We start from the raw sequence: 21,639 nt of genomic DNA, 5'->3' as shown, positions 1-21,639 counted from the left end.
GCCTCCTGGTTCGAGAACGGAGTCGGCATGATAGTTGCTCCCTCCGGACCAGGTCGAACTGATCTTGAAACGAGTTTTCCAAACCGAAGCTTGCGGTTTATCGAACCGTGACGGGATCAATCAAGACTAGGAGATGGCGGGATGTTTCGGCAAAACGATGATATCAGTAGGAGGATCCGTACTTGCTCTGGGGGAGCGACGGGATCGACGGTGGCTGTCCCACGGCAGCGTCCGCGCATCTCCAATCGTTCCGACAGCGCGAACACTATTGTTGGCTTCCTGCCACGACATTGTTTCGAAGGCGACAATCGGAAGATTGAAAGCGCCGATTCGCAGCGGTGCCTAGAACGGCCACGAAGCCTAAGAAACCCACCTGCATACGTTGCGCGACCATACTTCGTAAGCTCGGCGAATTTCTCAAGAACAAGGCCGCGCGGGGAATCGTTGCTTAGATGCGTACTGAGGTTGGCAGCTGCGACCGACAAATCGATCTCAACACCACCGGGCGCGTCGCACCGCCGAACGCTGGACATTGCGGGAAGGCCGTTGCCCATGCAAGGCGGTTTCCGCCATTGTCACGGGACGGCGAAGGCCGATTTCGACCGTCACGGGTATTAGTCGAGGCATTTCGCAAGGATCAGCGCCGAGGCGAGAACCTGTCTGCGGTTCGTCGCATCGATCATGCCGGACACGCACCTACAGGATGCAGCGCGAGTGGCTAGTGTGACGTTTCTCGACAGAGTCCGAGCGGTCGCGACCGGTCGCAATGATATTGTTCTGGTGGCGCTGCTGATCACGATCATCTTCATGATGATCATTCCACTGCCGCCAGTCCTCATGGATGTACTACAGGCAGTCAACCTGGGACTCTCGGCACTCCTGCTGATGGTGGCGGTCTATATTAGATCCCCCCTTGCATTCGTCTCCTTTCCGTCGGTGCTTCTGGTGACGACGCTCTTTCGGTTGTCGCTTGGCATCGCCGCGACACGCACAATCTTGCTTCATGCAGACGCCGGCCAGATCATCAAGACCTTCGGGGACTTCGTGGTGGCCGGCAATCTCGTGGTGGGCGCGGTCACCTTTTTGATCATGACAATTGTTCAGTTTGTCGTCATCACCAAAGGATCCGAGCGTGTGGCCGAGGTTGCCGCACGATTTTCTCTGGATTCGATGCCAGGCAAGCAGATGAGCGTCGACGGCGACTTGCGTGCCGGCAGTATTGATATCCGAGAGGCAAGTCGGCGCCGCGTTGCGATTGAGCGCGAGAGCCAGCTCTACGGTGCCCTGGACGGCGCCATGAAGTTTCTCAAGGGGGACGCTATCGCGGGCTTGATCAGCATTGCCGTGAACATCATAGGCGGGATCGCGATTGGTTCGTTTCAAAAGGGAATGGGATTGTACGAGGCGCTCGAGGTTTATGCGATCCTGACCGTCGGAGACGGGCTCGTCGGTCAGATACCGGCTCTCTTTACCGCGATTACTGCGGGGTTTATCGTCACGAGGGTTAGTGACGAAGATAACGGTGCAGATCTCGGCAATGAGATCGGCAACGAGATCAGCGCACAACCGCGTGCGCTTATGGTCGGATCGTTCATTCTCCTGCTCTTTTCGTTCATCCCTGGCTTTCCAATGGGGATCTTCATGATCTTGGCACTCGTGGTCGGAGGCGGTGGCTGGCAACTGCAGCGTAATCGGCGGCTGGCCGCACCGCCAACGCGTCGCTACTCGATGATAGGGGGAGCGCGCTCAACGGCATCGGATGAGCCGACAGACGGTGACGCAGCGGCCGACAATGGCATCACGTTCACCGTGCCCCTGATGATCGACGTCGGTCGCGACGTTCAGGCGGTCATCCCTCCCGATCTGCTAAAGAAAGCATTGGATGCAGAACGGCGAGCCCTCCTTCTTGACCTTGGCGTCCCCCTTCCAGCGATCAATGTGCGGGTCAACGACAGCTGCAAGGATGGAGCGTATGTCATCATGGTCAATGAAGTACCATGCGGTGAAGGACGACTGCGGTCGCAACATCTTTTGGCAAGTGCTACTCCCGAGGACCTTGATCTTGTGGGCATCCCATATGTTCTGGATCAACCTTTCCTTCCTCGGATCGAGACGGTCTGGGTGAATGTCATACATCGCGAATCGTTGCGCGCTGCCGACATCCCGTTCCTGGACCCGATTCAGATTGTTAGCGACCACACCGGTCAAATCCTGCGGAGGCATGCTGCTGAGTTTGTCGGAATCCAGGAGACGAAAGCTCTTTTGAACCAGATTGAGGTGCGACTGCCAGAACTCGTAAAAGAGGTACTGCGCTCAGCGCCTCTGCAGAAGATTTCAGAGGTCTTTCAGCGCCTGATCTCGGAAGAGGTTTCGTTGCGTAACATGCGCACTATCCTCGCCGCACTGGTCGAACGGGCACAGAGCGAAAAAGACATTGTCCTGTTGACCGAGCATGTGCGTTGTGCGCTGAAGAGGCAACTGTGCATCCCGTATTGTATCGGCATGAACCTGTTGCCCGCGTACCTTCTCACGCCAGAAGTGGAAGATACAGTGCGCGATGCCATTCGGCAGACTTCCGCCGGCAGCTATCTCGCCCTCGACGCTCGCACCACAGGTCAGATCATTGACGCGATACGAGAGGCTATCGGCAACCTCAACCAGCAGCCGCACAAGCCGGTGCTGCTGACTTCGATGGATATACGTCGATACGTACGCAAGATCATCGAAACCGACCTCTACGGACTTCCAGTGCTGTCCTATCAGGAGCTTCCGCACGATATCTCCATACAGCCATTGGGACGGATATCGCTGCAATGAGACATGCGAACATAGAACAAGATGTTCTCACGGGTGATCAGACCCAGCTGTCCTTGCGTGTGCTATCTGGCCCCAACAGGGGGGCCGAGACATCGCTCGGCGATGGAGCGTGGCTGGTCGGTAGCCATGACGCTGACGACCTTAGCTTCGCAGATCCGGAACTGGTTGACTCACATCTTCGCATTGTCATCGAGGCCGGGCAAATCCAGATCACCGCGCTCGCACCGGGTGTGCTGATCGGCGGTAGTGATTGTCTAATAGAGTACCCGACGATCCTCGATCCACTCACTCCGGTTCAGGTTGGGCGGACGATTTTCAGTATCGGCCCGCCCGGTGGGAGCTTTCCGGAGATCGACTCCGTGGTCGAGTGCAGAAGGCTGCCTGCAGAGCATGCCCCCTCAGCTCCCGAAGCACCGGCGACCCGGAGTCGAGAAGCCGGTCTTGTGCTGAACTCGATACCGCGGCCATTTCGGCTTTGCGCGGCCGCTTGCGGCCTTCTGATCATCGTCTATGCAACTTGCGCCGGGATGGCGGGTGTTGCTTCCTTTTTCACCCCGGCCCCCGTTCCGGGTACCGATCCGATCAAAATTGCTAGGAACGTGCTTCGCGATTTGAACGTCGGAAGCGGGCTCAGCATCGCGCTCTCCGATGATAACCTCATCATCGACGGCGACTTGCGACCTGGAGAAGCGACAAAGATCAAAGCAGCCCTGCGCGACGCCGGGCTGACCGCAGAGATAACACCGAAATCGGCGATGGCCACCGTCCTGTCTGATGCAAAGCTCATCGACCTGTCAGCGACTGTCCTGCGGGCATTCGGCATCGAGGGTAGTATTCGCGTGGCGAGCCCCGGAGGGATATCAGTAGCGGGATATGGCCCGAGCGATGCAATCGTCAAAGCGGCGCTTCGCCACCTGCAGCAGGATATCCCCGGGGTCCGCACAATTGATGACACGGTCGCAACGCCGGATCGCGCGCGAACCTTTCTAGAGACAGCGACGACAGCCGAACTCCGTCGCATGATTCATGTCGTGGTGAAGGCAGACGTCGTCCTCGTTTCGGGGACGCTTACCCCAACCGCCTATAGCGAATGGAAGACTGTTGCTTCCCGCTTCGAGGAGAAGTTCGCGCCCCACATTCGGCTCGAGGCACACTGTTCGCCGGGGGTCTTGCCGCTAGCGAGAGGTGTACACCTCGGCCGGTCTCCATTTATCGTCGTTCATAACGGAACGCGCCTAAAAGTCGGCGACAATATCGATCATTTCGGCAAGATCGTTGTCATCGAACGCGACGGAATGCTTGTGCGTATCGGAGAGGCCGACGTGCACGTTCCCTATCCAAGCAAGCCGGAATGGATAGCAGAGGAGGGTCAACTGTGAGCGAGCATCTGGTCGTGCTTGAGCTGCAGAAACGGCTGGTCGACGACGTCGATGGCACAGAGTTATCTGCCCTCGAGAGAGAGTTCGAGAGTTGGCGACAAGCGTTGAAACGTGAGATGGATAGCGGCGTCACGAGGCGTCATTTCGACGCATTGTACACATTACGCGACGCGATAGGTGCCGCAACAGACGTTGTCAGTACAACATGGATGCGCCACCACAGCGGACGATCCTCCGGCTTGGAGCGGTGAGGTGGATATCAAGACCATAAGTGGCGCGCTTGGCGGATCTGTTGCGGCATCGGAACGCAGCTTGAAAAGTCACGTGGCGACGATGAATCCGGAGGACACCATGGATCAGCTCAAGCTTCAGATTTCAATGAACACACACACTACACTCTTGAGCCTGAATTCGGCCGTTATCAAAGCGGTTCACGAAGCGCTTAATGGTATCATCCGGAACATTGCCTGAGGTGCGCAAGGCAGCCGCCCTCGATTCGAGTCCTGCTATCGGCGCACATTGTGTCCAACCTCCTGTGCAGCCGGTGATGTGCGTCTCGGTTTTTTGGCGACTGCGTTGGTTGCGTGATTTCTTTAATTGCCGGCCGCGCACGCGACAATCAAAGGTACGAGCAACTACGGACGGTTCCAGGGTGCCATGTCTTCTAGTTTTATGCAGCTACGTCATCTGCGATATTTCACGGGCATCGTGGATGCTGGTAGTTTTTGTCGAGCAGCGGCGACAATCCATGTGGCGCAGCCGGCCCTGAGTCAGCAGATGTCTGCCCTAGAAGCCGAGCTTGGCGTCGCGCTGCTGCACCGTAGCGTACGCGGCGTTCGCCCGACTCGCGAGGGCAAGGTCTTTTATCGTGAGGCCACGTCCATTCTTCAGCAGGTTGATCAACTGCGGGGCATCATCCGCTCTACGGCAGGAGAACCGGAAGGTGCGGTAAGGCTCGGCATGTCCTCAGCGCTCGCCGCTTCGTTCGCCTGCGCCTTGATGGAAGCCTGCCGGACCGTGCTCCCAAAAGTGCGCCTCCATCTTGTTACGGGTGACTCTCTTCAGATGAAGCCGCTCATCGCGTCACGAGCGCTTGATATCTGCGCTGTGCTTGAGGATGAACCCATCTCAGGTGTTACTCGCCGGCCACTCTTTCAACAGCGACTCCACCTGGTATGTCCTCCCGATACAGGAGAAGTCGCTCCCGCCGTTTCGCCTGAGGAATTGGCTGAGCTCCCTCTTGTCTTGCCGACGCGCCCAAACACAATTCGCGACGCATTGGATCGGACGTTTGAAGTGGCCGGCGTGATGCCGAACTGCATCGCAGAAGTCGACACGTTCGCCGGTGCGCTCTCCTTTGTCAGGGCCGGTCTCGCAAATGCGATCCTGCCCAAGGGCGACATTCCCGATATTCCAGGCCACGAAGATCTGAGGCCGCTCGTGATAGATCCACCGATCCATATGACAGCCTGCCTCATCTCCTCTGGCGACCTCGCCCCCGCCGCCGAAGCCGTGAGCGCCTTGCTGATTGCGCAGGTGGGAAAAGTGCTTCAAACAAGACCTCTTGCCGGATGCGAGCTGATTGCGATATCTGATCTCGATTCAAAAGCCGAGGCTCTAACGGTTGCCGAGTGACAATTCAGTGGCAGGCGGTTCACATGGAAGGCGCAGATCCGTCTGACTGCTCGCTACCGAAAGCTCGCTTCGCGCGGCAAGCGAACGATGGTGATCTGCACTGCTATCGCCCGTGAACTGGCGGCTTCATGTGGGCGGTCGCCAGGCAAGCGCATTCAGCCTGATCAGGCCCTCTCATCATCGCGCATTGGCGGAGGCGGGACCACGGTAGAGGGAATGCCCGTCAGACGCTTTATGGCCGGCAAAGAACATCGACGCCCGCAGTAAGATCGGAGCAGACTTCGCACGCACAATCGGGACTGCGGTAGCCAACCCGCGCATGTGAGCTTGATCACCGACGTCCCTCGGTTCCGTCTCCAAGCATGCGCGATCATCAACATCTACAGCCGATCAACGATCGGACGAACCTGTGCGTTCTGAGCCTTGACAACGGACATCAGGGTGGGGCTACCTTCCCACGTTTCAGTGGTGTCCGGATGGTGGTGTAGTGGCGACCCGCCCGGGAAGCTCGTGATCTTCTTTGAGGTCAAAGCTAACCTGAAGCGCCAAGAAGTGGAGAGGCTGGCTGCCGCCGGCGTCCGCTGGATTCAACTGGATATCGAAAGCCTGGATACTCGTATTTTGAAACTGATGCGCAAAGCAACGACCTCAGTGCATCATATTCTGCTCTTAAAGTGGTGCCGGCAGCAGGGCGTGCAGGTGAGTTGGAGCCTGCTGTGGGGCTTCCCGGGCGAGCACGACGCATTGTATGAGAATGGCTCCTTTGTTGCCGCTGCTGCACCATCTATAGCCGTCACCCATACGCGCATGCTGAACGCAGACGCCGAAAGTGCAGACTGGCGAGAAGTCGTGGAGCGAGCCGGAGCGCGCTCGCCGCGCCTATGAGAGCTACTCTCCCGCGCAGGTGGGCGAGCAAGCCGTCTCCTTGCCGCTCAGGATTCGGGGGTGCCCAGCACCGCCAACAGCATGACGCGGTCGTCAAATTCGTATTGACCGCTGGCGCGTTAATAGTTGACGGGTCTTTTTGCGCCGACCGCCGGATTAAAAGTTCAGTGGCTGGTCATGTCGACACCCGCACATTTGAGCGGTCCAAAGTTGACTTTGCTTGAGTTTCGAAAAGTTCCGTAGGAGATCCGTTGCAGCACCTGCTCCAAACAAGTAGCATCCTCTGTGGCCGGATCGGCAAGCACGCTTCGCAAGTCTTGTCCGGACTATTTGAGCGCGCTTTCCGCAACTTCTACCGCGCTGTGATACTCTACGCCGATCTGCATCGCGCAAGCGCCGGCAAGACGAGCGAGCCGTGCTGCCCATTCTTCTGTACTAAAATGGTCCTTTGGTTCCGCAGAGCTAAGGCCTGCATTGATCGCATTCCGATGCGCATCAAGGGCCGCAGTGTAGATGATCCGCTTTGTGCGCGGGCAATATGCCGCGATGGTAAGGCATGGCGGAATGCTCGGGTACGTTTTAGATGGCAGCAGTTAATACTGCCATCCAACATGTGTCAGCGGCGATTGTCGCGCACGCTGTTGATTTCGGCATGCCCCAACCCGCTCAAAGCTCAGCATCGAGACGCCGCGTAATGGCGCTGTTCGAGGGCGAGGTGGCGGCGGCCGGCGCCAGGTCCGCGTGTGCAATCACGGAGACGACGCGAAACCGCGGTTATGGGGAGCTGATCCAGCGTTTGATCAGCGGTCGTTCGCCGCTATCGGCGCACTCTTACCGAGGCTCGGATGCCGACTGCCGCACTTCCGGCCGCCGCTGGCAGCAGTGCGAGTTTCACCTTTCATAGCCAGAAAACGCAGCTCAAGAAACTGATTTCTAACCCGTCCGAGTGTCCGTAAGCGTTTAAGCACACATCCATCGATGGTGATCCACGATGAGAATCGACAGCAACATAGAGGTGAGCGGCGACGCTGTGGGTTTTTTGGCACTCTAAGCGAACTAACGAAGAAAAAATGCGCAAGCTAGCGGATATGAGGCGCGAAACATCGAGATCGCGGTTTTGAGTCATCCGCATCGAAAATCTCTTGACCGTCCAGCAGAATACATCGATAAATCGCGCCACTACTGTAGGTTAAGCTATCAATTTTCAGCGCGCTGTCCGATAGCGTGTCCCTGGTCAATTTCTTGCAGGCCGCCTGTAATCTCCGGCGTATTGCTTTCGATGAGAGCTGGTACGAGTTTTTTGGAATGCAAGCCTATTTTACTCGCTCAGGATCTCCGTTGGACAGTGTGAGGCACATGACGCGATGACTGTGCGCGAGCAGCTCTTTACATTGTTGCGCAACCTCCGGTGGATTGTTGTTCTGTCGGTGGCCATTTCGATTTTGCTCTACCTGCCAGATCAGATTCAGGAGCTCTACCGAATCGCCGCTGACGACATTGGATGGCTAACCGTCAGGGAGTTTATCGCCCTTGGTGTGATCGCGATAACGATTTGGGCGGCCGCGTTTCAGCTTACCACCGCAACCCTACCCCAAATCCCGCACGCCACGGGCCGGCTGGCCCTTTATATCAAACTAGCGCCCGTTGTGCTCGGAGCGCTGCCGATAGTCGCTGCGACCGCAGGTCAAATCGCCTCGCGGCCGGCTGAAAAGATCGGTGAGGTCGAGGAAGTCGGAAGTATCTTCCGCATTCAGGACCAGGCGCTCGCCTTCGAGCGGAACATGCTGCTCATCTTCGCCTTCGCCATGTTATTCCTGCTCGCCTGCTTCGTCATGTTCGCCTGGCGGATGGGATCAAGAGATCGCTCTACTGAGCTCGCGAGCCGGGCGAACAACGCCTATTTCATCCGCTACAGATTTCTCGCGCTCACGATCGGCGGCATCGCCCTGTTGACAACGGGATTCGTTTTGCTTCCCGATAGGCTTGCGCAGTTCGTCGGATCGTTCGGCGTGATCGCACTCTTTACGATGTGCGTGGTTGGTCTCACCACCCACTTTGCACTACTGACGATCAGGTTCAATTTTCCATTTATACCGGTTGTCTTTGGGGGCTTGTTCCTGCTGGCCTCCTTGTTTGGAAGCGACGACCATGGGCTGCGCACCGTGGCCGGCGCAACCGGGCAACCGAAGGAGAAGGCGCGCATTTCTGCCGTCGAAGCGTTTCGTGAGTGGCTTCTGCAAAAATCGCGGGTGGCCGAGGCCAAGAGGCTCGGAGAATATCCCGTATTCATTGTGGCTGCCCAGGGCGGTGGCATCTACGCAGCCAACAATGCGGCGCGCTTTTTAGCCAGGATGCAGGATCTCTGTCCGGCGTTTCGGCAGCATCTGTTTGCGATAAGCGGTGTCTCCGGGGGAAGCGTCGGTTCGGCAATCTTCGCGGCTGCGCTTCATGCTGACAATGCGCCACTTGATGGGATCGCTCCCGACGCAAAGACATGCCCGAAAATCGCGGACTTTCTGGCCGGCGTCGGCCGGGCCGAGGACATCGATGTTTCCGGACCGGTAGAGCAACGCGTTGCAAGCGTCTTGGAGACGGACTTTCTCTCGCCGTTGGTTGCCGGTTTTCTATTTACCGATTTCACCCAGTTGTTTTCACCGGTCGCGATTCCGAATTTCGATCGCGCGCGTTTTCTGGAATACACGCTGGAGAATGCGACAGACAGAATGCTCAGGACCCACAAGGGCATCGGCGATCAATCCAATCTGCTAAAGGCCGACTTTCAGTCACATTGGACACCAGGCAACAATATGCCGGCGCTGTTGCTGAATACGACAGATGCCGGTAGCGGCAAACGGGTTGTGATCTCTCCCTTCGATATCGATCCGCTACACTCGAAGGCCAAAGACCTGTGTATCCTCGCGACGCTTGATCGCGCCGGCATCGGGGTCGATCAAACCGTCACGAGCCACTCACTGCATATTCCGCTGAGCGCAGCGGCTTTTACGAGCGCGCGGTTTCCGTGGGTGACGCCGGCAGCGACGGTTCCCTTGCGGAATGACTGTATTACCGCCAATCCGCAGGCACGCTTGGTGGACGGCGGATATATCGAGAATTCCGGAATCGAAACTGCCCTCGATTTGATTGAGCGGCTCAACACTATCAAGGGCACCTCCGACGCGCCAAAATTCCGGATTTATCTGTTGTCGCTGGTGAGCGGTCAGTTCGAAGATCACGGGTCCTTCATGTTCGGTGAGCTCATGGAACCGGTGCGCGCGCTCTTGAGCACGCGAAGCTCGCGAACCTATGTTGCGCTCAATCACGCGACCAACATCGATCGTCGGCCGGAGAACGATGTAACTTCCAGCGTGCAACGCTTTCCGACCTTTGGCCGAACGGACGTCACAGGCTTGTTTTACAGCCTACCGCTTGGCTGGACGCTATCTCAGAAAACCGAAGATATCATCTCGCTGAGCAGCGGTCGTTTTTGGGATTGTGTGCCCCAGGATGATTTCGATCAATCGCGCGAGAGGCAGAGCAACGCTGATTGCTTGCAAGTGAAATTATTTCATCTCTTGAACGGATCTGTCGCGTCCGCATTTGAAACGCTCAAAGATGCCAAGCTTGCCCAGGCCGCCTACGCCGACGAGCTGGACAAGGAATATCGGCCGACGCCGAAGATCAAACCGCAGCCATTGCTTGCTTGTTATGAGAGCAGGTGGTTGCAGGAGCATGGCTATCAGAAACACCAGGACAAAGTTGCTGCGTACGAGCGCCAGCTGGCGGTATCGATCAAAGACCATTCGCCGGCTCCCCCACCCATGCCGCCATATCGAAAGAGCTATATGGCCTATTTTCAGGCCGAACAGGTCAAAGCCTTGCTGCAGGAATGGGACCGCGTCGAGGAGACCGATCCGCACATCCTGGCCTACATCCTGGGGGCGATCTCCTACGATAGCGCCGATTTTACACGCAGCAGCGAAGATTTCTCTTATAGCGCGGTCTCGCAACTGCCGCGCAAATGGCGCGATCGAATCGCCAAGAACAACGCTGATCTAGCGGCCGCGAACAAGCCGCCCGTGGGCATGGACGCATTGCTTAACCATCCCAAGGAATTGGCGGACTTTGTTCTGGGCTACGAGGACAACCCATTCGGAAACCAGCCCGGAACGGATGACGGTTGGCTCTTTCGTCCACGAGGAATGTACCAATTGGTCGGGCGCGAGCAATATCAGGAAGCGCAGAATCAAATGCTCCAGGTTGGAGAGCTGGCGGGGCTCGATCTCCTCACGCTTCCGGACGCACTGCGAGATGCCAAGATTTCAGCCAAGGTTGCGTTCGCTCACTTCCGTCTCCATCCCTACCAGGACCGAACATTGTTCGAGCTGCTTAAGGACCCTTCGAAGGACTGGATCGCTGTGCGCTCGCTGCAAACGGACATGGAGCATGCCCCCGCTGATAGGGAGCATGTCAACGCAAGGAGCCAGATGTTCCTCGGCTGCATTGACGAGGCGTTACATCCTACTCAACTCAAGGCCTTGCAAAGCAAACTGTACGGTAGCGAGTGAGAAGGCTGATCCGCTGCGAGATGCCGTAATGCGGAGAGCGGAAGCTTGAAAGCGGCGTTTTGTACACCTGACATTCAACCGCCGAGCCTTAGAGGGGAATTGCCGACGATGGCAAAAAGTGAAAAATGCCAATCGAAGCATCGTCAACTGCTTGCAAAGCTGTCCGCAGCGGGGCTGATGTTCGCTGTTGTTTTGGGCGCAGGAGCAGCCCCGGCCCAGACGGCATCAAAGCCGCTTTCGGCTAACGACGCGTCCATCCTGTTTCCTCCGCCCAGATCGCCGGGTGACCTCGTCAATCTGATCGCGGTGTCCGATCTCACCGGCCCCACAGGGTCTCCGCAGCGGCTTTTTTCCGATGGGGATTTTGCTCGTTTTATCGCAAACGCCGAAAATCCCGAGCGCCCCGGCGTGCCGGACTCGGGCGCGCGCCGCATTCAGCTGCCTGACGTCGTGAAAAGGATCGAAGCCTGGTTTGTTGCCGGCATCCGGATCGACCCAGGAGCACCGGGATTGTCTGCGGACGTCATCGCCCAGTTTGGTCGGCAACCGCAAATCCGCCTGATCATTCAGCCGGTGACCAATGGACCCGAAGGATTCAAGGTCCATGACACTGCCGGCCACCTCATCTTCAGCTTCAACCTCGATCCTGATCCGCCTCTCGATGGTTGTGCGCCATTCCCGCGATTCAAGCCTGACGACGAAGCCTTCAAGGCGATCGTCCGTGACGTTGCGTCTTTGCGCGACCAACTTGCGGCGGGAAAGTTCGGCAATGTCAAAGTCTCGACTGCCGGTGACATGAACGTGCATCCGGGCCTTGTCGGGGCGTCCGCGAAGCCGTTTCGTGATGCGGTTAAAGCCTTGCTGGAAAAGCATCTCTCGCCGCAGCGCCTCAATACCATGGCTATCATGGGCATTTCACCGCCCGAACCTTGGGTTTTCGTCTCGATGCTAAGGGTCCCGCAGGCCGGGTTGATAGCGGTGCCTGGCCCGACGCTTGATGGCCTGCATGCCGCACAGATGTTCAGCATCCTCAGTGGCACCCACGTCGTCCCACGGCCTGTCACCAACAACCAAAATCCAATAACGTGTCGTCACGCGGCGCTGCAGACTCCGCCCTTGCCGCTCGCCAGTCGCAAGGGTGTTTCGACGGCCGATTTCATTGATGCCAATGTCCCCAATAGCCGCGTACTCGAGATCGTCAACATCATTGCGGATCCGAAGAAGAGTCATTTCTTCAACACGGACTGCGTGAGTTGTCACACCGAGACGGCGCAGCCACTCGCCAGGAAAGTGCAGAACTTCGCAGTGCCTGGCGTGAACCCAGCGGTTTTACCGAGGGAAAACTGGAATGTTCGCAATTTCGGTTGGTTCCCGTCGTTCTTGCATGGCGGCCCGGCGGCCGCGACCATAACGCGGCGCGCGGCAGCCGAGACCGCTGACGTGGTCGACTTCATCAATAGCCAACTGCTGAACAAATAGTGAGCGCCATTGTTTGCCAGCGTGCACGCGCGGCAGAAGGCGGTACTTGAAATAAATGGAGGGTGCTATGGGGGCGCGTTCGTTCCGCTCTTGGATGGGTGGCCGGGTGAGGCGGTGGCCTCATATCATCAGTCTCATATTCGCGATCGTGTTCGTCGCGGTGGCGTCGGCCGGCATGGCGTATTTCGCGCCGGAGCAGCTTCGCGATGCGGCTCTCAAGATCAAGAGCGACGCAAATCTGGTTGCGCAATTGCTGCCTGCTACACTGCCCGCGCCGTCGAAGATCGACAGCGCGTATTGGCTGCCGCAGAATTGGACTTCGCGGCAGCGTTACTGGTTTCACCATACATCGCAGGGCACGGCGACCATTCCCGTCCCATATCGATGGTTCCTGGCTCTGGAACGTCCTGAGTTGTCGATCCATTACACGAGCTTAACGGACGATGACTATCTGCGACGCCTTGGTTTCATCCCAAGTCCAAGCTCAAAGGATTTTGCCCGTAACGCACCCGCATACGGCTATCGCGAGGATGCGTCGAAGGACGTGAGCTCCACTTGGACACCAAGCACGCCTGACAATCCAGATGGTCTGCCTGTAGGATTTGCAATCCTGAAGGGGGGCGTCGACCCGACGACCGGGGCCTTCTACGAAGATCAGATTGGCCTGACCTGCGCCGCCTGTCATACCGGTCATCTTGAGTACAAGAATGTCAGCATTCGCTACGACGGTGGGCCGGCGATGGTCAATCTCGGCGAGGTTGAACGGGTCATTGGGCTGTCGATCGGCTATACGCTGATCTTGCCGTGGCGGTTCGAACGCTTCGCCAGCCGGCTTGAAAACATTGAAGGTCGAAGCATCGATCGCAACAAGCTTCGAAGTGATCTCGAGCTCGCACTTGAAAAGATCAAGAAACAAAAGGCCCTAAGCGACAGCCTTTTGGCGGGGCAGGGCGTCACCGATCTCGACGAGGGGTTCGGTCGACTTGACGCGTTGAACCGGATCGGCAACCAGGTCTTCTATACCAATTTTCTTGACCCTGCGACCGGAGAACTCCCTGACCCCCTTCTCAGGGGCAACTTCGCGCGCAACGACGCCCCTGTGAGCTTTCCGCCAATCTGGGACACGCCATACTTCCTTTGGGCGCAGTATGACGCCTCGGTTCTCAATGAGCTTGTTCGCAATTCCGGCGAGGCGCTCGGCGTCAGCGCGAAAATCAATATGAGGGCGTCCGCGCCCGGACGGCCGCTTTTTGAATCATCCATCCGTCTCACGGACATCGCGCGTTTCGAGGAGCTGTTGCGTGGCACCGATCCCTTTTCGTCAGCCGAGGCAAGCGGCAGAAAGTTCAGCGGGCTTGTCGCGCCACGATGGAAGGACGCGCAGGAAAGGTTCCAAGGCGACCCGGCCTGGGCCATTGACGAAAAATTGGTTGAGAAAGGCCGCGATCTTTATCGCTCGCATTGCTTTGAATGCCACCGAGGACCGGTCAATGATCGCGCATTCGACGCAAAGTGGCCGGACGATTCCTTCTGGAGGCCGGAGAACCCAGATCGCTCTGCCAAGGGCGAGAAGAATTGGGTGGAGGTCGGGGGACGCCACTATTTCAATGTCGTTCAGGTGCCGCTGAACGCAATCGGTACTGATCGTCAACAATCCAATGTGCTGACGACGCGGCGGGTTCACTTACCCGAGTCGCTCGGTCTCAATCCAGTCGATGATCTGAACAAAGCCTGGGGTTGCGGCCTTCCGGCTGATCGGGCGGCAGATCCCTTATTTGTGCTCGCGCTGATGGATGTGGTGGGCAAGACGATCGATCAATGGAACGTTGCGAACGGCTCTTCCGAAAAAGCCAAGCAGCAGATGTGGGGGCCGAGGAAAAACTGTCAAAACCCGCGCGTATATGTTGGAGCGCGGGCGAGCCGTAACGGCAGGGACGAAGATGTTCTTGCTCTTGAACCTCATTACCGGGCGCGTCCGCTGGACGGTGTTTGGGCAACGGCTCCCTATCTGCACAACGGCTCGGTGCCGACTCTGTCCGACATGTTGTTGCCGCAGAGTCAGCGGCCGAGCTCTTTCTGCGTCGGCAGCCGCGAATTCGATCCAGTTCACGTTGGGCTTATCACGAAAACGCGAGTGAGCGACGCCTGTGCGGCCGGCCTGACGGACTTCAATGTATCGCTGCTCGGAAACAGCAATCGCGGGCATTCGTTTGAGGGCAAGGAAACCGATATAGCGAAGTTGCCGCCTGGGGTCATCGGACCAGAATTGACCGACACTGAGCGGCGAGCACTTCTCGAGTATCTGAAGACGCTGTAAGGGAGCCGTCGTCTCGAAGCGTAGCGCTGATCACGCGAAAGCAGGAGCATACCGACAGGAAATATACTGTCGACATAGACTCGCGCATGGATTGAGGAAATGTCACTCAGTATTCTGGAAGGAAGTTGCCGGACTTCATTCCGCGGATCGGATGACGGCGCCGGTCGTTGGCCCGATTCCCAGTCATTCCAGGATTCGCCAGAACCGCTCGACCTTGCCATTGGCCTGCGGCCGATAAGGTCTGGTGTAGCGGTGCTTGATACCGAGTTCGAGCAGCATGGCCTCAAAGGGATGTTCCTGTGGGTTGTTGCGGGAGGCGAACTCGGCGTCGTTGTCGGACAGGATTTCCTGGAAAGCGAGCCCCTAGGTGACGTTAATTCCGAGCCGCCCGGGGCTTCCCTAGTCGGTTCAATCAGGAGGCCGCAGCTTTTGCCGCCTAGAGCAGAGCGCTAACGTTCTCTGTCCTGCGAACCCCGGAGGTGCTCCCGCGCTTGAACTGGGCAGCATCGCGCGCGACGTCGAACTCGCCGACCGTTTGAACCAAGGTGCCGCGCGATCGCTGAGAATGCACGCAGGTTACGCAGACATCTCCTCGGAACGTGAACTCGATGCGCACCCGATCATTTGAAAGTCAACTATCGGGTGCTGATCTTGACTGAAGTGGTACCGCCTCTGCGCGGTGAAAAAAGAGCAATATTCTCCTCCAACGGTGGACAGGATCCGTTGCTCTCAAAGGCTCTACAGAATTCGCTTCAACATGATCTTGGAAAGCACGTCAAAGCAACTTTCCGAGCGCCCGTGAAGGCCAAGCGAGGCCGCAAGTGGCGGCTGCCTTGCGCAGGAGGTGTGGCTGCTTTCGCATTCTCCCGTCGGAGGGAACGTATTCGAGGCGGCTCGAACCACACCCTCCAAGAAGTCTCTCACAGATCGGCAATGAGTCAAATGCATCTGTCTGGATTCGAACGAACCATACAGTGTTCACGTAAGAGCGCGAGCCGCAAACCGTTCGGCGCTCCTGGTGAGAGCAGAAAATGTTCCGGGGACGGCCTTGATCGCCTCTTTTAGAGCTTCGTTGATCGCAGTGATCAGCTCGAGATCGTGTGCCTCGGATAAGCTATGAGCGTTACGGCGGCAGACGTTCGCGATTGCATGTCTTATGTCTTGCAGCCTGGAAAGTAATTCATCTCGTTTTCGCGCTGCTTGAGTATCGGTTCCCTTTACATTGTTCCATTCGCGATACGTGAGCTCGTAATCTCGTAATACCTCGTGCACGGCTCTTCCCCAAAAAGAGCCCTTTGGCTCGGCCGATGCCGCACTCACAAGCGCACTGAGCAGCTCTCTAATTTTGCTGCAGACGTCTTCATCAATGCCTGATTTCTCGATCCGCTTGAGATCCAGCTGGAGGTTAACCAAGATATCAGAGCGAAAGAAGTTGATCGCGTATCCTGTGGTGCCGCGATGCAGTCCCGTTTTCGGAGAACTTACGCTGCGTGATTTGGAATCCTTTGCCACAGTTACCTCCAGGCGATTAAGGCACGAACTATAGGCGCTCGAGCGCTCTTCCCACGTGCGGGTAGACGTCCAGCATAGCAATGCAAGCGAGTATCGGATCAACGCCACATCGATGGAAATCGCGAATTGGTCAGCTCAGAAAAATCACGAATGTTGTAGCGCCGGGATGACACTATTGTTCGTTTTGTACGGTGGTGCCTGACGCCATTGCCTTGCGGGGAAGGAGTCACTTGCCAGTGAAGGCGTCGATCTTCAAGCGCGAGGCTCTGCTTGATGCAGAGATCAAGACATCAGGCTATCGGACGAGCCGTCCGAGGATGTCGCCAATCTCGCTGGAGACATCATGGTTGATGATTCGCGACGTCGTTCTGCGGCGCGGCAATCAGGGTGGAAGTCCTGCCCATCCAGATTGTCGCGCTATAGGCACCACCTTTCAAAGGCCGCAGGGCGTTCTTGAGCGTTAACGGGGCCGATTTGAGGACGCAGCTTACGGCACATGATGTCGCCAGCGCAGTTCCACGAGCTGGTAACCGTTATCGAGCGTCCGTCGTTCAACCGCCATGAGCAAGGCCCGCCATGCCCTTGCCGCGAAACACGAAGACGTCGCCGGTACCGCCTTGAGATCAGACCATAGCGCTACCACCGGCCCGAAGGGCCAACAGTACCGTCGAAAGCTCGTTCAGCTCCACGCCTGGCGCGACCCGGACGCGCGGGGCACTCACCTCGATCACGGCCAACCCGCAGCCGGTGATCTCCAAACGCCTCGCGCATGCCGACGAAAGAGGTTCGGACCCGCTGCGCGCAAATTTGGATCGACACCAAGCTCGGGGCCTTGCGGGCGTTTGCTACCGGTGCCTCCGCCGATCAGCTCGTGCCAAAGGCAAAACTCGCGATGACGAGGCGGAGGCCTTATGCCCGTTGCCGCTCATCGTTTTGCACAACAGGGTTCGACTTTACCTCGAACGAGGTCTTCGCCTGGGCCAGCGCGCACCGTGTTTGCCAGCACATCATCGCACGCGCCAAGTCCATGCAGAACCGTGCCTGCCAGAGCTTGCAGGGCCGCTTACGCAGCTGCATTCTGGAGCGAGCCTTCGTGGTGCACTCTCAATCGCGCTCGGGTGGTCCCGTGCGATGGGTGGCGAACCACAACAACATCCACCAGCACTTTGCCCTCGGCTATCAACCCAGTGGGCTATGCGGCGCAGATCACCGCATCGCGTGGTCGGCTGAGCAACCCCGACCAACTCTGCTCATCACCCGATGCTCCTCCGACGAAGCCACGCCATCGTCCCTCGACACTGGCTTCACTTGGGGTTAGGTTGCTGCGAGCCCAAGTTGGTTTAGTGTTTCCGCCAACGATTCCTCGAATATCTCAAGACCTGCATTTAGTGTCTCATGGTCGATCGTGAGTGCAGGTAAGAATTTTACGACCTGATCAACGGATCCGCATCGTTCGACCATCAATCCCTTCTCAAATGCCTTGCGTGACGTAGCCTCAGCGATTTCGGCCGTTTTACAATCGAACCCCAAGGCCATGCCCCGTCCTCGAACAGCAAAACTATTTCCATGCTCGGATGCAATGGCCGCAAGTCGGCTTCGCATAAGTTCTCCCATGCGCTGAACACCCTCCGAGAATGTCCGACTGCGCCAATAGATATTTATAGCTGCGGTTGCAGAAATAAGCGCGAGGTTATTTCCACGAAACGTGCCGGTGTGTTCTCCTGGCCGCCATACGTCGAACGCCTCTTTGATTAACAACATCGATAAAGGCAGACCGTACCCACTTAGCGATTTCGACATTACGACAATATCTGGCGACAACGCCGCGAACTCGAAACTAAAGAATTCGCCCGTTCGGCCACAGCCCATCTGGACATCGTCGACTATGAAAAGCGCGCCAACATCCCTTGCGATGGCCTGTACTGATCGCAACCATTCCTTGCTCGCTACATTTATGCCCCCTTCTCCTTGAACAGTTTCGACGAGAATAGCAGCTGGCAAATCGATACCACTGCTCTCGTCCAGCATTAGCTTTCGCAGATGGTCAGCCGTATCAACGGCTGGCCCAAGATAGCCATCATAGGGCATGAAAGTAGCGCCAGACAAAGATACTCCACTGGCAGCGCGATAAAAACGATTGCCGCTCGCGGCAAGCGCTCCTAAACTCGCTCCATGATATCCGTTCGTGAATGAAACGATATTTTGACGTCCCGTAACTTTGCGTGAGAGCTTTAAGGCCGCCTCGATAGCATTAGCACCTGTCGGCCCCGTGAATTGGAAACGGTATTGCAGACCCCGTTCCCGCAGTATGACGGAGCTGAAAGTCTCCATAAATTCGCGCTTTGCGGGAGTGGCCATATCAAGCCCGTGAATTACGGCATCTGACGCCAAATACTCGGCAATAGCAGCTTTGATCGCGTGGTTGTTGTGGCCGTAGTTCAGCGCGCTAGCACCGGAAAAGAAGTCGATGACGCTTCGACCATCGTCCGTTAGCATTAAGGAGCCGCGCGCCCGACTGAAAATAGCCGGAAACAAACGTGAGTACGAGCGGACGTTTGATTCGAGGGCTTCGAAAGCTTGCATGTTGCGTAGCTCGCCAATCACTCCGGCCATGGTGGTCTCCTAGTAAGTCAAGGAACAAGCAGGCTTCTCGCACCATGCCTGAGCCGCGGACATACAGACCGGAACGTGCGCGCGTTTCGGCGGGAGCTACCTCGCACGGCGTGCTCCCTGAATAGCTCCGAAGCCGGAACGAGGAGCCTACCAAAGCTGGTAGGTTCAGAGTTTAACCATGTACCCGGCCATGTAGGCGTGTGCATTGTCGTTTTCGGAAATTGAGCGTCTTTCAGTATTTCGAAGCATCGGGAGCGGTTAAGACTACGATGCGCGGATGTGAGCTGCCTCCCAATCGTCGAGGCTATAACGCTCGGTTGAGCGCTTCCAAGCATGAGCGCCGCGGCACTAAGCTGAGCAGCGTCACATCAGCAGTAATGAGCAGTACGGCTAATCCGCTGGATTGCACAGCACAAGTCTTGAAGTTCATCGAAGAAACGCGCGTCGTTAGTGAGAGTGAACTGCAGATCAACAGTAAGAGCCGCTTTGTGGCCGGCAAGAGCGCCGACGCCCGTAGTAAGATAGGAGCAGATCTCGGACGCACAATCGGGAATGCGGTAGCCAATCCGCGCATCAGAGCTTGATCACCGACGTCCTTCGGTTCCGCCTCCACCTATGCACGACCATCTCTTATGAACAGCCGATCGACGATCGGACAATGCTCTGCGTTCTAATCCTTGACAGCGGACATCAGAGCGGCATGAGGCACCCACCTGGCCCTCTCTGGCTTACGCGCGATAGAGTCTGGCATGAGCTGATCGGAGGAGGTGGATCGATGGCAAATGTCATGCTTGATGCCGGGCAGGAAGGTGACTCCTATCGTCGTGTCGAGGTGATCACCGGGGAGCGCCGACGGCGACGATGGACGGGCGAGGAGAAGGCCCGGATCGTGGCCGAGAGTTTTGAGGAGGGTGCTAACATCTCCGAGGTGGCGCGGCGCAACGGCGTTTCCCGCGGGCTGCTCACGGTGTGGCGAGGCCAGGTTACGGCGATGGTCGGCAAGGCGCCGAGCTTAGTGCCGATCCAGATTGGCGCCGAGAGCGGCCGGCTCTCAGCGTCGGCGCAAGCGAAGCCCTTGAAGGTGACCGCGCCACCGACCAGGGACTGCGGGGTGGTCGAGATCGAGGTGAACGGGGCGATCATCGGGGTCGAGCCGGGCGTGGATGCCTTGACGCTTTCCACGGTGCTGTCGGTGCTCAGGGGCGATCGATGATAGCGCTGCGGCCCGACCTCAAGGTGATGCTGGCGTGCCAGCCGGTCGATTTCCGCAAGTCGGTGCACACGCTGTCGGCGCTGGTGAGCGAAGCGCTACACACGAGTCCTTATGACGGCACCGTCTTCGTTTTCCGTTCCAAACGTTCCGACAGAGTGAAGCTGCTGGCGTGGGACGGCAGCGGCATGGTGCCGGTGACGAAGTGGTTGCACGAAGGGCATTTCACCTGGCCGCCGATCCGCGACGGCGTGGTGCATCTGGGTGCAACGCAGCTCACGATGCTGGTCGACGGGCTCGAGTGGACGCGTGTCTCACCCAAGCCTGTGAAGCAGCCGGCCGTTGTCGGCTGAGAGGTGAGGATTTTGCTGGAGCGTGTCGCGTGCGGATGTATCGTCTGATCATGGCGATTCGCCCCGACGCTCTCCCGACCGATCCAGCGGCTCTGAGCGGGATGGTGCTCGCGCTTGACGCCGATAACGAGAAGCTGCGCGTGGCGATGCAGACGCTCAAGGGGCTGATCTTCGGGAAGTGCTCGGAGCGGCTTGCCGCGCTCGTGGCCGAGCAGCTCGCGCTTGATCTCGACGATCTTAAGACCGGCATCACGCCACTTGCCGCTGCCAACGATGATGCGCCTGCGGCGAAGCCGCTTGGCAAGCCACCGCGGAAGAAGGCGCGCCGCAACATCGGCGCGCTGCCCAGGCATCTGCCGCGCTGTGAGCAGGTGCTGGAGCCGGAGACGACCGCGTGCCCGTGCTGCCAGGGTCGGCTTCACAAGGATCGGCGAGGACGTCAGCGAGGTGCTGGACGTGATTCCCGCGATTCTGCGCGTGCTGCGGACAATCCGTCCCAAGTACGGCTGCCGCAGCTGCACTGACGGCGTGGTGCAGGCGAAGGTGCTGCCGCGCCGCATTGAGAGCGGCATGGCGTCGACCGCCCTCGTGGCCCACGTGGTGGTCTCGAAGTTCGCCTGGTATCTGCCGCTGTACCGGCAGGTGCAGATCCTGGCCGGCCAGGGCGTCCAGCTCGACCGCGCGACGCTCGCCGGCTGGGTGAAGCGTACCGCCTGGTGGCTCAAAAGCCTCTATGAGCTTCAGCGGAGGACGATCCAGGCCGCGCCGCGCGTGTTCTGCGACGAGAGTGTGCTGCAGAGCAACGGAAGGAGTTCAACATGAACTAAAACCGATTGTGAAGCTGCGGGAGAGATGGGGGCTGGCCCCCCGAGAT

15 protein-coding genes and 2 pseudogenes are annotated in these 21,639 nt (G+C 57.8%); 14 read left to right on the top strand and 3 right to left on the bottom strand.

What is annotated here, in order from left to right; translation table 11 throughout:
• Positions 1 to 723: 723 nt before the first annotated feature.
• The 10 genes and pseudogenes from sctV (at position 724) to ABIB78_RS36490 (ending at position 15,077) form a co-directional block, all read left to right on the top strand.
• Positions 724 to 2,817, top strand: coding sequence for a type III secretion system export apparatus subunit SctV (gene sctV, locus ABIB78_RS36535; protein ID WP_429033824.1), 2,094 nt, complete (start codon positions 724 to 726; stop codon positions 2,815 to 2,817).
• The gene (locus ABIB78_RS36530; RefSeq protein ID WP_429033822.1) at positions 2,814 to 4,196 is read left to right on the top strand and encodes an FHA domain-containing protein; all 1,383 of its coding nucleotides are present in this window, start codon (positions 2,814 to 2,816) and stop codon (positions 4,194 to 4,196) included. The genes sctV and ABIB78_RS36530 overlap by 4 nt, the downstream gene beginning before the upstream one ends.
• Positions 4,193 to 4,447 carry an EscE/YscE/SsaE family type III secretion system needle protein co-chaperone gene (locus tag ABIB78_RS36525; protein ID WP_429033820.1) on the top strand — a complete coding sequence of 85 codons (255 nt, stop codon included), beginning with the start codon at positions 4,193 to 4,195 and terminating at the stop codon, positions 4,445 to 4,447. The genes ABIB78_RS36530 and ABIB78_RS36525 overlap by 4 nt, the downstream gene beginning before the upstream one ends.
• Position 4,448: 1 nt before the next feature.
• Positions 4,449 to 4,667 (top strand): EscF/YscF/HrpA family type III secretion system needle major subunit, encoded by a 219-nt coding sequence (locus ABIB78_RS36520; RefSeq protein WP_429033819.1) that lies wholly within the window; start codon positions 4,449 to 4,451, stop codon positions 4,665 to 4,667.
• Between the two features lie 126 nt (positions 4,668 to 4,793).
• Complete coding sequence (locus ABIB78_RS36515; RefSeq protein ID WP_429033817.1) at positions 4,794 to 5,831, top strand: LysR family transcriptional regulator; 1,038 nt, start codon at positions 4,794 to 4,796, stop codon at positions 5,829 to 5,831.
• A 12-nt stretch (positions 5,832 to 5,843) separates the two neighbouring features.
• Positions 5,844 to 5,995: pseudogene (locus ABIB78_RS36510) on the top strand (IS110 family transposase); the annotation flags it as partial.
• Between the two features lie 346 nt (positions 5,996 to 6,341).
• On the top strand, positions 6,342 to 6,716 hold the full coding sequence (locus ABIB78_RS36505; RefSeq protein WP_429033815.1) for a radical SAM protein: 375 nt from the start codon (positions 6,342 to 6,344) through the stop codon (positions 6,714 to 6,716).
• Between the two features lie 1,364 nt (positions 6,717 to 8,080).
• Positions 8,081 to 11,281 carry a hypothetical protein gene (locus tag ABIB78_RS36500; RefSeq protein WP_429033813.1) on the top strand — a complete coding sequence of 1,067 codons (3,201 nt, stop codon included), beginning with the start codon at positions 8,081 to 8,083 and terminating at the stop codon, positions 11,279 to 11,281.
• Between the two features lie 108 nt (positions 11,282 to 11,389).
• Positions 11,390 to 12,760, top strand: a complete 1,371-nt coding sequence (locus ABIB78_RS36495; protein ID WP_429033811.1) for a hypothetical protein — start codon at positions 11,390 to 11,392, stop codon at positions 12,758 to 12,760.
• A 67-nt stretch (positions 12,761 to 12,827) separates the two neighbouring features.
• Positions 12,828 to 15,077: a di-heme-cytochrome C peroxidase gene (locus ABIB78_RS36490; protein ID WP_429033809.1), complete on the top strand. Its 2,250-nt coding sequence runs from the start codon at positions 12,828 to 12,830 to the stop codon at positions 15,075 to 15,077.
• Between the two features lie 189 nt (positions 15,078 to 15,266).
• Here ABIB78_RS36490 and ABIB78_RS36485 read toward each other — a convergent pair.
• The 3 genes and pseudogenes from ABIB78_RS36485 to ectB all read right to left on the bottom strand — a co-directional run.
• Positions 15,267 to 15,440 (bottom strand): annotated as a pseudogene (locus tag ABIB78_RS36485) (integrase core domain-containing protein); the annotation flags it as partial.
• 615 nt (positions 15,441 to 16,055) lie between these two features.
• Positions 16,056 to 16,589 (bottom strand): hypothetical protein, encoded by a 534-nt coding sequence (locus ABIB78_RS36480; RefSeq protein ID WP_429033808.1) that lies wholly within the window; start codon positions 16,587 to 16,589, stop codon positions 16,056 to 16,058.
• 1,314 nt (positions 16,590 to 17,903) lie between these two features.
• A complete protein-coding gene (ectB, locus tag ABIB78_RS36475; protein WP_429033850.1) occupies positions 17,904 to 19,172 on the bottom strand; it encodes a diaminobutyrate--2-oxoglutarate transaminase in 1,269 nt (422 codons plus the stop codon).
• An 805-nt stretch (positions 19,173 to 19,977) separates the two neighbouring features.
• Here ectB and tnpA point away from each other — a divergent pair.
• Genes tnpA through ABIB78_RS36455 form a run of 4 tightly spaced genes read left to right on the top strand, consistent with a single transcriptional unit; the run spans position 19,978 to position 21,587 of the window.
• Complete coding sequence (gene tnpA, locus ABIB78_RS36470; protein WP_429033806.1) at positions 19,978 to 20,415, top strand: IS66-like element accessory protein TnpA; 438 nt, start codon at positions 19,978 to 19,980, stop codon at positions 20,413 to 20,415.
• On the top strand, positions 20,412 to 20,765 hold the full coding sequence (tnpB, locus tag ABIB78_RS36465) for an IS66 family insertion sequence element accessory protein TnpB (protein ID WP_429033804.1): 354 nt from the start codon (positions 20,412 to 20,414) through the stop codon (positions 20,763 to 20,765). Before tnpA ends, tnpB begins: the two co-directional genes overlap by 4 nt.
• A gap of 35 nt (positions 20,766 to 20,800) precedes the next feature.
• Positions 20,801 to 21,289 (top strand): hypothetical protein, encoded by a 489-nt coding sequence (locus ABIB78_RS36460; RefSeq protein WP_429033848.1) that lies wholly within the window; start codon positions 20,801 to 20,803, stop codon positions 21,287 to 21,289.
• Complete coding sequence (locus tag ABIB78_RS36455) at positions 21,213 to 21,587, top strand: transposase (RefSeq protein ID WP_429033803.1); 375 nt, start codon at positions 21,213 to 21,215, stop codon at positions 21,585 to 21,587. Before ABIB78_RS36460 ends, ABIB78_RS36455 begins: the two co-directional genes overlap by 77 nt.
• Positions 21,588 to 21,639: the final 52 nt, after the last annotated feature.

Source organism: Bradyrhizobium sp. I1.14.4 (assembly GCF_050435825.1).
Lineage (GTDB): Bacteria > Pseudomonadota > Alphaproteobacteria > Rhizobiales > Xanthobacteraceae > Bradyrhizobium.
Note: the sequence above shows the minus strand (reverse complement) of the source record. Positions and strands in the feature narration are given on the sequence as shown.